The organism is Pseudomonas sp. Irchel s3a10 (assembly GCF_900187525.1).
GTDB lineage: Bacteria > Pseudomonadota > Gammaproteobacteria > Pseudomonadales > Pseudomonadaceae > Aquipseudomonas > Aquipseudomonas koreensis_G.
Genome location: NZ_FYDR01000003.1, coordinates 156428 through 169864, shown reverse-complemented (window position 1 = coordinate 169864; position 13437 = coordinate 156428). Strand labels below are relative to the sequence as shown.

Below are 13437 nucleotides of genomic sequence, written 5' to 3'. Positions count from 1 at the left end.
TCGCATAAAGAACTGTCATTTCTGACAGGTGATTTAAAATTCATTGCAGCCTATCGTCTCAATGCAATCAGAAAGGAAGTAACGATAAACATATTTATCCCTCCCTTTACTGATTTTGTTCCTTCTATGTAATGGAGAGATTGATATGTCAAGCATTGATGTCCGTGAGAAATTTAAAAAGCATGAGCTCAGTGGCGAGGTCAGCTGTATCTTGTACGGCAAGGATGGCGAAAGTGGCGAAGAGAAATCTGAATATAAATCTACCCATCTTTATGGAGATTACTCTGACAACATTTATGTGCATACAAGTAGCCATACTGAACATCATTCAGAAAATATTTTATTTTTATTCTCCAAGGATCTTATTCCAGGTACATATCACTATTTTCCAGACTTCCCCAATGTAATTGATTTTGTATGCGACGCGCGATATGCCCCTGCATGGAGGCCTCAATCTGGATTATTCGTACTGGAAAAAAATAGCTTTGGAGTTATTAAAGGAAAATTTAGGTTTCATAAGGAACCAGGGAATAAGGGGTTCGCAGTTTCGGATGGTGAGTTTTTTGTAAATTTCCCTACTTCTGTTTCGTAGGAAAGGGCGGGAAAGGAGAATCCAAGTGTCTAGTCCTGAAATAGGTTTAAACCATTTCAAGACTAGACCCCCCTTGATATTCATCACGCAATTGATCCCCTGTGGGAGCGTGCTTGCTCGCGAATACGGTGGGTCAGCAACATTGATGTTGAATGACACTCCGCATTCGCGAGCAAGCCCGCTCCTACAGGAATTTGTGTAAGTATCGAGGCCGCCGATGTCACTTGTTGTGATCAATATCCAGCTTGGTAAACGTCACCTGCCCACCCTCACTGGTATACCCGGTGTTGTCCTGCACATACACCCCAGCCTTGAAGTACAGCGGCTTGTTGCGCCACGTCGCGCTGACTTGTGAATCCCACTGATAACCCGCTGCGCTCACGCCCAGTGCACCGCCGGGGCTGAGGTGGATCAGGTAGTTGAATTCGCGGTCGAGTTTGATCCCGGTGGCGAGGGTGATAACGCGGCTTTCCGCATCGTCGGGGTGCATGCGTACTTTGATGACGAGGTTGCCGGTTTCGGTCTTGGTCTTGTACTGGTATTCAAGCTTGACCATCGGCTTCTGGCTTTCATACGCGTGGATCTGGCCGATGACGATCTTGCCCGAGCTGGGCACCTTGTTCACCGCGAGGGTTGCGCGCAGGGTGTTGTCGGCGTCCGGGTAATACCAGTTGCGCAGGGTGCCGTTGCTGAAGGTTTCGCGCAGTTCGGTGCGCGGGTAGATGGCGTTTTCGGTTTTTGACCCGGTCACCGGTGACCAGAAAAACAGCGTGCCGGTGTCGGAATGGAAGTACTGATCCTTGAACCCATTCACCAGTTTGGAGGTTTCGACGGTGTACGGCGGACTGCCGACGGGAACGCTGAGGTTCCAGGTTGCGAGATCGATCATGTCGGTTTTCCACTCAATTCATCCTGAACGCGAGTGCCAGAAGCTCTAGCCCGCGCCTTTTCGGGCGGCAGTTATAAGCGTAGAGGAGTTTTTTGTTAACGCCCGTTTGGCAGATGATTGGCGTCAACATCCTGTCGAAATGCCATCTGTGCCGGTTTTCGGGGGCTGCAGGGGTGACCGTTAGTCGGTTTATCGCAGCTTTGGCTAAATGATGGCGGCGTGACAGCTTCTGCTTTCACAGATCCGGGACTAGAGTGATGGCTCAGTAACTGTACGGTTTTCCCAGGAAACCGGCCGATAGTCCGACAAGAGATGTCCCGACAAGAGAAGCAGCATGGAATGCGCGCAACCCCAGCCAGGTGAAGGCAGCTCTGTCCTTTTGATCGTTGATGATTACCCTGAAAACCTGATCAGCATGCGCGCGTTGCTGCAGCGTCAGGATTGGCACGTCATGACCGCTGCCTCCGGCTTCGAGGCACTCAATCTGCTGCTCGAACATGACGTCGATCTGGTGCTGCTGGATGTGCAGATGCCAGGCATGGACGGTTTTGAAGTCGCGCGGCTGATGCGCGGCAGCCAGCGCACACGTCTCACGCCCATCATTTTCCTCACCGCCAACGAACAGTCGCAGGACGCCGTGATCAAGGGCTACGCCAGTGGCGCGGTGGATTACCTGTTCAAACCGTTCGACCCACAGATCCTCAAACCGAAAGTCCAGGCATTGCTCGAACACCAGCGCAACCGCCGCGCCTTGCAGCGCCTGAGTCATGATCTGGAGGTCGCACGGGCCTTCAATGCCTCGGTGCTGGATAACGCGGCGGAAGGAATATTGGTGCTCGGCGAGGACGGTTTGATCCGCTTCGCCAACCCGGCGATTTCGCGGCTGCTGAATGCGCCGGTGAAAGAACTGGAGGGCAAGGAATTTCTCGATTATCTGCAGAAACCGCACATCCCGCTGTGGGCCGATTCCGAGTTGTTGGCCGGCTATAAACGCGGTGAGACCTTGCGTCTGCACGATGCGTTATTGCGCACGGCGCCGGGGCAACAGGTGCCGGTGGCGTTGTCCTGCGCGCCGTTGCCCGCCGAGCAACACGCGATGGTGGTGACGGTGCTGGACATGTCGGTGGTGCGTCACCTGCATCAGCAGCTGGAATTTCAAGCGGTCACCGATCCGTTGACCGGTCTGCTCAATCGCCGGGGTTTCTATCAGACGGTGGAAAACCTGCTGCTGCGCGGTGAACGCAGCGACAGCAGTTGGGTGCTGCTGTATCTGGATCTCGATGGCTTCAAACGGGTCAATGATTCCCTTGGGCATGATGCCGGCGACCGGGTGCTGCGCTGGGTCTCCGAGCAGTTGAAGGCGTGCTTAAGGCCGTTCGATATTCTCGCGCGCATGGGCGGTGACGAGTTCACTGCGCTGCTCGATCTGGAGTTCCCTGAGCAGGCGGCGAAGATTGCCGAGAAACTCATCGAACGGGTGTCGATCTGTCAGCAGATCGAAGGGCTGGACATCGCCCTCGGCGCGAGCATCGGCATCGCCACCTACCCGGACTGCGGCTCGAACCTCGACGGCTTGCTGCGCGCCTCCGACATTGCCATGTACGAAGCCAAGCGCGCCGGGCGTCAGCAATATCGCTTTTATGATCACGAAATGAACGGCCGCGCGCGCTCGCGGCTGATGCTCGAAGAGAGCGTGCGCGATGCCATCGAGAACCGTGATTTCAATCTGGTGTATCAGCCGCAGGTGGCGATCGACAGCGGGCAGATCCGCGGTTTCGAGGCGTTGTTGCGCTGGCAGCATCCGAGCGTCGGCGATGTGCCGCCGGGGCTGTTCCTGCCGTTGCTGGAAGAGGCACGGTTGATCAGCCGGCTCGGCAGCTGGATCTATCATCGCGGCGCCGGCCAGCGCAAAGCCTGGGAAACGTTGTTTGCCGAAGATCTGGTGCTCGGTGTGAGTTTGAGCAACACCCAGTTCGGTCTGCCGAATCTGGTCACCGAATTGCGTCAGGTGCTGGAGCGGCACGCGCTGCAGCCACGGCAACTGGAGGTCGAAGTCACCGAAGACGCACTGATGCACAACCCCGACGAGACCCGCAAACAGCTGCGCCTGCTGCGTAATCTCGGGGTGCGGGTGGCTTTGGATGATTTTGGTTCGGGGCCGTGTTCGCTGGCGCATCTGCGTGATCTGGAGCTGGATACGCTCAAGCTTGATCGACACCTGATTGCGCGGCTGCCGGATTCGACGCGCGACGCGGCGCTGGTCAGCAACGTGATCAATCTGTGTAAACAGTACGGTTTGCTGGTGATCGCCGAAGGCGTGGAAACCATCGAACAGTATCAATGGCTGCAAGCGCATGGCTGCGAATATGTGCAGGGTTTCCTGGTGGCGCACCCGCTGACCTCCGAAGCTGCCGCGAGCTTCGCCGAGCCCTTTGACTGGAGCGCGCTACCGGTTTGAATTCGCTACACTGGCGCTCTTTTCGAACCGTGTTGCCGTGTCCATGACTGCGTTGAAATACCTCCAGGCCTATCCCGCGCAATTGCAGGATCAGGTGCGCCAACTGATCGCCGAACAGCGTCTGGGTGACTACCTGAGCCAGCGCTATCCGGGGCGTCACGATGTGCAGAGCGACAAGGCGCTGTACAGCTACGCGCTGGACCTGAAGCAGGAATACCTGCGCAACGCACCGGCCATCGACAAGGTGCTGTTCGACAACCGCCTCGACCTGACGCACCGCGCGCTGGGCCTGCATACCACGGTGTCAAGGGTGCAGGGCGGCAAGCTCAAGGCCAAGAAAGAGATTCGCATCGCCTCGCTGTTCAAGGAGGCGGCGCCCGAGTTCCTGAAAATGATCGTCGTGCATGAACTGGCGCACTTCAAGGAGTCGGATCACAACAAGGCCTTCTATAAATTGTGTGAACACATGCTGCCGGGGTATCACCAGGTCGAGTTCGATCTGCGGGTGTACCTGACGTGGCGCGATATGCAATGAAGATCAAAAGATCGCAGCCTGCGGCAGCTCCTACAGTTGGAATGCGATCTTATGTAGGAGCTGCCGCAGGCTGCGATCTTTTAACGTTGGGAGTGTTTAGATGGACGTAAGCAAGACCAAAAGCAGCTTTTACCGGCGCCTGTACGTGGCCTACCTGATCGACAGTGGCCTGGCCCCAAGCGTTCCGGCGCTGACCGAAGTGACCGGCATGCCCCGGCGCACGGCGCAGGACACGATCGCCGCGCTGGCGGATCTGGATATCGTCTGTGAATTCGAGCAGGAGGAGGGCGCGCGCAACCATGCCGGGCGCTATCGGATTCGCGAGTGGGGGGCGATTGATCGCGGGTGGATCGAGCGTAATCTGCGGCAGATCAAGGCTGTGCTGGAGTATCCCTGAGTCTTGCAGTGGCTGAGCTGACGCCTTCGCGAGCAAGCCCGCTCTCACAGTCGATCGAGTTCCTTCAGATGGAATGCAATCAAATGTGGGAGCGGGCTTGCTCGCGAAGGGGCCCTCAAGGACGACGCATGCCTATGTGCGGAATGTCATCCTCCAGATACTCCTCACCCGCCACCACAAACCCGTACCTGCCGTAGTACCCCTGCAAATGCGCCTGCGCCGACAGATAGATCGGTACCTGCGGCCAGTGCTTCCCGGCCTGTTTCAGCGCGTGTTCCATCATCACATGCCCGAGCCCATTGCCGCGGCCCTGCTTTGCGATGATCACGCGGCCGATCACCACGTCACCGCCCTGGGACTGGGGGTCGAGCAGGCGCAGATAAGCGATCAACTGATCGTCTTCCCAGCCCATCAAGTGATGGGTATCGCCATTCAGATCCTGGCCGTCGAGGTCCGGGTAGGCACATTTCTGTTCGACCACAAATACGTCCGAGCGCAGTTTCAGCAGCGCGTACAACTCTTCTTTGTCCAGATCGCTGTGATGCTTGCAGATCCACTCGATTGTCATCTTCCGACTCCTTGAACTCCGTCGCTCGATACTAAGGGCACAGGCGCTGGATGTCTGTATGGCGGAAGAGTCTGTGACAAAGGTCAAAATGCCATCATTCCTTTCTCGCGACCGTCTCGGCTTTGTGTAATCTGCTGGAAAGCGCTGTGCACTGGCTTCAATGAGCTACTGTTAGGGCCTGGGTTTCGCCGGTATGGGGCCTTGGGGTTTTGACTGAAAACACGCCGGGCAGCCCGCCCGCTAAGGATTTTCAAGCATGCCGCGACTGCATCGAGCCTTTGCGTTGATCGGACTGCTCTTGCTGGCCCAAACCGCCTCAGCGCAGAAGTTGCGACTGGTGTTTGATATCTGGCCGCCCTTTACCGACGACACGCTGGTCAACGGTGGCCTGGCCACCGACATCGTCAGCACCGCGCTGGCGCGGGCCGGTTATGCCAGCGAGTATGAGCAGGTACCTTGGGCGCGGGCGCTGCTGGGCGTTGGCGAAGGGCGTTACGACGTACTGGTCAACGCCTGGTACAACGACGAGCGGAAAAAAATCGGCCAGTTCTCTGGCGAGTACCTGCTCAACCGCATCCGCTTTCTCAAGCGCAAGGACACGCCGCTGGAGTACGGCAGCCTGGAACAACTGCACACCTATCCGGTGGCGGTGGTGCGCGGTTATGCCTACTCGCAGGCCTTCGATGCCGATACCGCACTGGAGAAAGTCCCTGTGCATAACTTCGCCATGGCCGTGCGCATGCTGGCGGCGGATCGGGTCAAGCTGACTCTGGAAGATGAATACGTCGCGCGCTATTACCTGGCGCGCGAGTCACCGAAAGTGCGCAACTCGGTGGAGTTTCTGCCCAAGCCGTTGAGCGAGAACAGCCTGCATATTCTGGTGAGTCTGAAGAATCCGCAGCATGAGCAGATTGTGGCCGGGTTCGATAAGGCGATTGCGGCGATGAAAGCGGACGGGAGTTATGACAAGTTGCTGAGGCAGCATGGGATGTAGAAGCTGATCCGGAATTTGTTAAGTGGCTGATGGCCCTATCGCGAGCAGGCTCACTCCTACAGTTTGAAATGCGTTCCCTTGTAGGAGTGAGCCTGCTCGCGATGGCGTCTGATCAGCCGCCGCTGACCTCACTGGTGTCCTTGATCAGGTGCGCTGCCAACGTCCGCAACGGCCCCAGCTGCCGGCAGATCAGCGCCAGTTGCGTCTGCACCAGTCGCTGTCCTTCATCGATCTCGTCCGGCATCTGCTCCAGCTCATTGGCCAGCGCTTCCTCTTCGTCACTCTGAATCGCCACCGGCTGCTTGTTCGCCAGGCCCTGGGCGATTTCGTCGATACTCGTCGCCAGTTTCACCCCGGCACCTTCAATCAAATGCTCACGCACATCGGCTGGCAATTGGGTTTCCCTGTGTGCGCCAAGCCCTGACAGATAACTCAATAAGGTGTGCGACAGCACCAGAAAGCGGAACCCGACATCCGCTTCCTTCCGGAAATGCCCCGGCTCCATCAGCATGTTGGCCAAGGTGGTCGACAACGCCGCATCAGCGTTGTGCGCGTTGCGTCGGGCCAGGCGATAGGCGAGGTCGTCGCTCTTGCCGGCGGCGTATTGCTGCATGATCTGGCGCAGGTAGATGCTGTTGCAGGTCAGGGTGTTGGCCAGCACTTTGTTCAGGCGTCGGCCCTGCCAGTCCGGCAGGAACAGGAACACCGTCAGGCCGGCGATCAGGCTGCCGAGCAGAGTATCGAACAGGCGCGGCAGGAACAGCCCGTAGCCATCGCCGATCTGGTTGAAGCAGAACAGCACCATGATCGTGATGGCGGCGGTCGCCAGGGTGTAGCGCGTGGTGCGGTTGGTAAAGAACACCACCCCGGCGGCGATCGCGAAGCACGACTGCACCAGCGGACTGGGGAACAGATCGAACAGCGCCCACGCCACGGTCAGGCCGATGGCGGTGCCGAGAATCCGCTGCCCGAGTTTGCGTCGGGTCGCGCCGTAGTTCGGTTGGCAGACGAACAGGGTGGTGAGGATGATCCAGTAACCCTGCGACGGGTGAATCAGATGCACCATGCCGTAGCCGATACTCAGCGCCAGCGGCAGGCGCAGCGCGTGACGGAACAGCAAGGACGTCGGTGTCAGTTGCGTACGCAAGCGAATCCACACGTCCTTGAGGTTGCGCGGCGAGCGATCGAGCAGGCTGCTGTCGGTGGCGTCCGCCAAGGCGTCGGGGTTGCTGGCATCGCTGAGCAAACGGTCGAGGGTGCCGAGGTTGGCTGCCAGTGCGCGCAGCGAACGGAGCAAGCCGCGCCACGCCGGGTTGCTCTGGATGCGCAGGTGTTCAAGGGAGGCATCGAGGTCGGTCAGGGCTTCGGCAAAACTGGCGTCGTAGACGAACGGCTGGCGCATCTGGATCGATTCGGCCAGCGCGCGGCAGGCCTTGCCCTGCTGGCGCAACAAACGCTGGCAGCGGAACAGCACGTCGCTGTGGAAGAACGCATCGGCCAGCGCGTTATACGGATAGTGCGAGGAGCTGGCGCGCTCGTGGATGTCCTGAGCGAGAAAATACAGCTTCAGATAACGGCTGACTTTCGAACCCGGGCGCCCGTTGCCGACCCGGTGCAGAATGATTTCCTTGGCACTGTTCAGCGCTGCGACCACGCGGCCATTCTGCTGCGCCAGTTCCAGCCGTCGTCCTTCGACATCCAGTTGGCGGATCGGCTCGAACAGCGAGGCTTTTAGCTTCAGGTAGAAACCCAGTTCACGGAACAGCCGCGCCAGACTCTGCTGCACCGGCTGGTTGGAAAACATCGCCTGCCACAGCACCGACAGCAGGCCGTACCACGCGGCACCCGCCACCAGCAGCATCGGTTCGTGCCAGAAATCGGTGACCGCACCGCCGCGCTGATCCACGCCGATCATGGTGTAGACCGACAGAATCAAGGTCGCCGAGGCAATCGCGCCATAACGCTCGCCGAGCGCGCCGAGCATGGTCAGGCCGAAACTGGCCAAGGCCAGGGCAATGGCGAACACGATGGGGTAGGGGAAGAGCAGTTCCACCGACAGCGCGGCGATACTGAAACACACCAGTGTTACTGCCAGTGCGTTGAGGCGACCCTGCCAACTGTCGTCGGTCTCGGCCAGGGCGCTGGCGATGATCCCGAGGAACAACGGGATCAGCAGGCCCATTTCATCCTGATACCAACACAGCGCCATGCTGCCGGTCAGGGCGATGAACACCCGCACGCTGTAGCTGAATTTATCCAGCGCCCACAGGCGCCGCAAAGACTGACGAAACGAGGTCGAGGACATGAAGTGCGAAGGCCTTCCGAGGCGATGCCGCTAAATTGAGCCAGTAATGACGCCGACGCAATGGCGCCGATCACATCTGACAGCAAAAAGTGTTCCTTACTGCATCACGCATAACAACTGTGGGAGGGGGCTTGCTCCCGAAAGCGGTGTGTCATTCAACATGGATGTCGACTGATCCAGCGCATTCGCGAGCAAGCCCGCTCCCACAGTTTTTGATTTGTGTTGGATCAGACGTACTGCGCAGCCGCGTACCCCGAGGCCCACGCCCACTGGAAGTTGAAACCGCCCAGATGCCCGGTGACGTCGAGCACTTCACCGACGAAATAAAGCCCCGGGCTTTTCAGCGATTCCATGGTCTTGGACGACACCTCGCGGGTATCGACGCCACCCAGCGTGACCTCGGCGGTGCGATAGCCTTCGGTGCCGGCCGGGACGACTTTCCAGTTGCCGAGTTTTTCGGCGATCTGCGCCAGTTCGGCGTGGGTGTACTGCTTCATCGGTTTGGACACGAACCAGTTGTCCGCCAGCAGGTTGGCCATCTTCTTGGTGAAGATCTCGCCGAGCAGGGTTTTCAGTTCGCTGTTCGGGCGCTCGGCCACTTGCTGTTGCAGCCATTCGGCGGTGTCGTGATCCGGCAGCAGGTTGATCTCCACGGTGTCGCCCGGCTCCCAGAACGACGAGATCTGCAGAATCGCCGGGCCGCTGAGGCCGCGGTGAGTGAACAGGATGTTCTCGCGAAAGCTCTGGTCATTGCAGCTGACCAGGCAATCCACCGAGGTCCCGGACAGCTCGGTGCACAATTCCTTGAGCTGATCGGTGATGGTGAACGGCACCAGTCCGGCGCGAGTCGGCAGCAGTTCATGGCCAAACTGTTTGGCCACCTGATAACCGAAACCGGTGGCGCCCAGCGTCGGGATCGACAACCCGCCGGTGGCGATTACCAGCGATTGGCACTGAACCTGGCCGAGGGTGGTGTCGAGCAGGTAGCCGCTTTCGACCTTCTCGATGGTCTGGATCGAGGTGTCGAGGTGCAGTTCGACGCCGACCTGATCGCACTCGTCGAGCAGCATGCCGAGGATGTCGCTGGATTTGTTATCGCAGAACAGCTGGCCGAGTTTCTTCTCGTGGTACGGCACGCCGTGCTTGGCGACCATGCCGATGAAATCCCACTGGGTGTAGCGCGCCAGTGCCGATTTGCAGAAATGCGGGTTATGCGAGAGGAAATTGCCCGGCTCGGTGTACATGTTGGTGAAATTGCAGCGGCCACCACCGGACATCAGGATTTTCTTGCCGGCCTTGTTCGCATGATCGAGCAGCAACACCTGACGCCCACGCCCGGCGGCGGTCAGTGCACACATCAACCCTGCGGCGCCAGCGCCAATGATCACGACTTCGGTAGAGCGCAAAACGGTGTCCTCTTGGTAGGTCGCTACAAAACAAACTGTGGGAGCGGGCTTGCTCGCGAAAGCGGTATGTCAGTTGACACATAAGTCGCCTGATACACCGCATTCGCGAGCAAGCCCGCTCCCACAGGGGATCTTCTTTGCTTGGAAGATCGCTTACAAAACCCGCACGCGCAGCGAACGGCCCTTGATCTTGCCGTTGTTCAAGCGCTGCAGCGCCTGCATGACCACGGTGCGTTCAACGGCGACATACGACTGGAAGTCGAAGATCGCGATCTTGCCGACCTGCGCGCCGGGGATGCCGGCGTCGCCAGTCAGTGCGCCGAGGATGTCGCCCGGACGAACCTTGTCCTTGCGCCCGCCGGCGATGCACAGCGTGCTCATCGGTGGTTGCAGCGGGGCGCCGCCCTGGGACTTGAGGTTATCGACCTGATCCCAGTTCAACGGGGCTTTCTGCAACTGTTCGATGGCTTGCGCACGATGTGCTTCGGACGGTGCGACGAGGCTGACCGCGATGCCTTTCTCGCCAGCGCGACCGGTACGGCCAACGCGGTGGATGTGGATTTCCGAATCGCGGGCCAGCTCGACATTGATCACCATGTCCAGCGCGTCGATGTCCAGACCACGGGCGGCGACGTCGGTGGCGACCAGTACCGAAGTACTGCGGTTGGCGAACATCGCCAGCACCTGATCGCGGTCACGCTGTTCCAGATCGCCGTGCAGGCCGACGGCGGAAATGCCTTTGGAGGTCAGGTGGTCAACGGTTTCCTGCACTTGCTGTTTGGTAAAGCAGAACGCCACGCAGGAAGCCGGGCGGAAGTGGTGCAGGACTTTGGTCACTGCGCTCATGCGCTCTTCCGGGGAAATCTCGTAGAAGCGTTGTTCGATCTGCGTGTCATCGTGGAACGCCTCGGCTTTCACCGTTTGCGGATCGCGCATGAATTTCGACGCCAGTTGCTTGATGCCCACCGGGTACGTGGCGGAGAACAGCAGGGTCTGACGGCGTGCCGGAGTCTTTTCGATGATGTCTTCGATGGCGTCGTAGAAGCCCATGTCGAGCATGCGGTCGGCTTCGTCGAGGATCAGCGTGTTCAGGCCGTCGAGCACCAGCGAACCCTTGCGCAGGTGTTGCTGGATACGCCCCGGGGTGCCGACGATGATGTGCGCGCCGTGCTCCAGCGAAGCGATCTGCGGGCCGAACGACACGCCGCCGCACAGGGTCAGGACCTTGATGTTGTCTTCGGCACGGGCCAGACGCCGGACTTCCTTGGCGACCTGGTCGGCCAACTCACGGGTCGGGCAGATCACCAGCGCCTGGCAACCGAAGTAGCGCGGGTTGATCGGGTTGAGCAGGCCGATGCCGAACGCGGCGGTCTTGCCGCTGCCGGTCTTGGCCTGAGCGATCAGGTCCATCCCCTTGAGGATCACCGGCAAGCTCTGCGCCTGGATCGGCGTCATCTGGGCATAACCGAGGGATTCGAGGTTAGCCAGCATGGCGGCGGACAGCGGCAGAGTATTAAAAGCGGTGGCGATGGTGGTCACGGGACTGGCCTGCAAAACAAAATGTCGCGCAGTGTAGCAGCCCCGTGCCACTTTCCTCGAAAGTTCTGGACGAACAGTGCCTGATTTCATTCCCCCAAGCTTTCCTTGAATGAAGATAAACCTGTGGCGAGGGAGCTGTTGTGGCGAGGGGATTTATCCCCGATGGGGTGCGCAGCACCCCCTGAAAAAGTTGAACGCGATCAGCCAGATGTACTGAGGCGGCAGATTCTGGGGCTGCTGCGCAGCCCATCGGGGATAAATCCCCTCACCACAAAGCATTCACAAGACATGACACTGCCTAGTGTTCAATGTGCTCATCCGGATGTTCATCCGGGCGTTTGACCCGGCGACCGTCCTCTTTCGACAGTTGCGAGAAGATTGTCGCTGCCAGCATCGCCATGATCCCCACCGTGACAAACGTCAGCTGGAACGCGCCCAGTACGGTCTCGACGCCATCGTTGCCGATCTCCGCCGTGAAGCCACCAAGCAACGCACCGGCACAGGCCACGCCCAGACTCAGCGACAATTGCGCCACCACCGACAGCAAACTGTTACCGCTGCTGGCGCTGGCGTCGTCGAGGTCGATCAGGGTCACGGTGTTCATCGCGGTGAATTGCAGCGAGTTGATCGCGCCAAGAACCGCCAGCAGACACAGCAGCAGCCAGTATGGCGTCTGCTCGCTGACCAGACCCATGCTCGCCAGCATGATCCCCAGTGCCAGGGTGTTGCCGGTGAGCACGATGCGATAGCCAAGGCGTTCGATCAGCGGCCGCGCCATCCACTTGGCAAACATCGCCGCAGCCGCCAGCGGTAGCATGCTCATCCCGGCTTGCGACGGCGAGTAACCCAGCGCGACTTGCAGCAACAACGGCACCAGAAACGGCAGGGCGCCGCTGCCGAGGCGGGCGAACAGGTTGCCGATGATTCCGACCGCGAAGGTTCGCGTCTTGAACAACGACGGGGCGAACAGCGGATTCTCGATACGCCCGGCACGCAGCCAGTACGCCGCCAGACAGGCGAGACCGCCGAACAGCAGCAACATCACCCGCAGGTGCGGCAAGTGCAATTCGCCCAGACCTTCCATGGCGATGGTGATCAGGATCATCGCCGCGCCAAACAGCAGGAAACCGAGGCTATCGAAGCGCGTGCGTTCAGTACCGCGCAGGTCGGGGATGAATTTCCACACCGCGTAGCAGCCGAGAACACCGACCGGCAGGTTGATCAAAAAGATCCAGTGCCACGTCAGGTATTGCACCATCCAGCCGCCCATGGTCGGGCCGATCAGCGGGCCGAGCAGGCCGGGAATGGTGATGAAACCCATGATCCGCACCAGCTCCGAACGCGGATAGGCGCGCAGCACCACCAGCCGTCCGACCGGCAGCATCAACGCACCGCCCAGACCCTGAATCACCCGTGCACCGACCAGCATGCTCAGGCTGCTCGATAACGCGCAGAGCAGCGAGCCGAAACTGAACAGCAGGATCGCGCCGAAGAAAATCTTCTTGGTGCCGAAGCGATCGGCGATCCAGCCCGAGGCCGGAATCAGCAAGGCCACGGTGAGCATGTAGGCGATGACCACGCCTTGCATGCGCAACGGGTCTTCGGCCAGATCCCGGGCCATGGCCGGCAGGGCGGTGTTGAGGATGGTCCCGTCGAGGGACTGCATGAAGAACGCAATGGCGACGACCCACGGCAACCAGCGGGCGGTGATGGCGTCGAGAGGCGGGCGTGTGGGCATGGAACCTCTTGTGGGT

General features: G+C 59.4%; 11 protein-coding genes. 5 read left to right on the top strand and 6 right to left on the bottom strand.

Features of this window, described 5'->3' with window-relative positions; genetic code table 11:
• Positions 1-145: 145 nt before the first annotated feature.
• The gene (locus CKW11_RS28565) at positions 146-592 is read left to right on the top strand and encodes a hypothetical protein (protein ID WP_159974165.1); all 447 of its coding nucleotides are present in this window, start codon (positions 146-148) and stop codon (positions 590-592) included.
• A 220-nt stretch (positions 593-812) separates the two neighbouring features.
• Here the strand turns inward: CKW11_RS28565 and CKW11_RS10695 are convergent, their stop codons facing one another.
• The gene (locus CKW11_RS10695) at positions 813-1481 is read right to left on the bottom strand and encodes a polysaccharide lyase family 7 protein (protein ID WP_095137494.1); all 669 of its coding nucleotides are present in this window, start codon (positions 1479-1481) and stop codon (positions 813-815) included.
• 334 nt (positions 1482-1815) lie between these two features.
• Between CKW11_RS10695 and CKW11_RS10690 the strand changes: the two genes are divergently transcribed.
• From CKW11_RS10690 to CKW11_RS10680, 3 genes are all read left to right on the top strand, one after another.
• The gene (locus CKW11_RS10690; RefSeq protein WP_095137493.1) at positions 1816-3939 is read left to right on the top strand and encodes a bifunctional diguanylate cyclase/phosphodiesterase; all 2124 of its coding nucleotides are present in this window, start codon (positions 1816-1818) and stop codon (positions 3937-3939) included.
• Positions 3940-3982: 43 nt separating this feature from the next.
• Complete coding sequence (locus CKW11_RS10685) at positions 3983-4474, top strand: M48 family metallopeptidase (protein ID WP_095137492.1); 492 nt, start codon at positions 3983-3985, stop codon at positions 4472-4474.
• 100 nt (positions 4475-4574) lie between these two features.
• A complete protein-coding gene (locus tag CKW11_RS10680) occupies positions 4575-4871 on the top strand; it encodes a helix-turn-helix domain-containing protein (RefSeq protein ID WP_003229005.1) in 297 nt (98 codons plus the stop codon).
• A 115-nt stretch (positions 4872-4986) separates the two neighbouring features.
• On the opposite strand, the gene CKW11_RS10675 is transcribed toward CKW11_RS10680, so the two are convergent.
• Positions 4987-5439, bottom strand: coding sequence for a GNAT family N-acetyltransferase (locus CKW11_RS10675; RefSeq protein WP_095137491.1), 453 nt, complete (start codon positions 5437-5439; stop codon positions 4987-4989).
• Positions 5440-5695: 256 nt separating this feature from the next.
• Here CKW11_RS10675 and CKW11_RS10670 point away from each other — a divergent pair, with 256 nt between their 5' ends.
• The gene (locus tag CKW11_RS10670; protein ID WP_095137490.1) at positions 5696-6433 is read left to right on the top strand and encodes an ABC transporter substrate-binding protein; all 738 of its coding nucleotides are present in this window, start codon (positions 5696-5698) and stop codon (positions 6431-6433) included.
• Between the two features lie 112 nt (positions 6434-6545).
• Here the strand turns inward: CKW11_RS10670 and yccS are convergent, their stop codons facing one another.
• The 4 genes from yccS to mdtD all read right to left on the bottom strand — a co-directional run bounded on the left by yccS (position 6546) and on the right by mdtD (position 13421).
• Entirely contained in the window at positions 6546-8738 is a 2193-nt protein-coding gene (gene yccS / locus CKW11_RS10665; RefSeq protein ID WP_095137489.1) for a YccS family putative transporter, read from the bottom strand.
• A gap of 227 nt (positions 8739-8965) precedes the next feature.
• The gene (locus CKW11_RS10660; protein WP_095137488.1) at positions 8966-10144 is read right to left on the bottom strand and encodes an NAD(P)/FAD-dependent oxidoreductase; all 1179 of its coding nucleotides are present in this window, start codon (positions 10142-10144) and stop codon (positions 8966-8968) included.
• Between the two features lie 153 nt (positions 10145-10297).
• Positions 10298-11683: an ATP-dependent RNA helicase DbpA gene (dbpA, locus tag CKW11_RS10655; RefSeq protein WP_007962660.1), complete on the bottom strand. Its 1386-nt coding sequence runs from the start codon at positions 11681-11683 to the stop codon at positions 10298-10300.
• Between the two features lie 298 nt (positions 11684-11981).
• Positions 11982-13421, bottom strand: coding sequence for a multidrug transporter subunit MdtD (gene mdtD / locus CKW11_RS10650; protein WP_095137487.1), 1440 nt, complete (start codon positions 13419-13421; stop codon positions 11982-11984).
• Between the last annotated feature and the right edge of the window lie 16 nt (positions 13422-13437).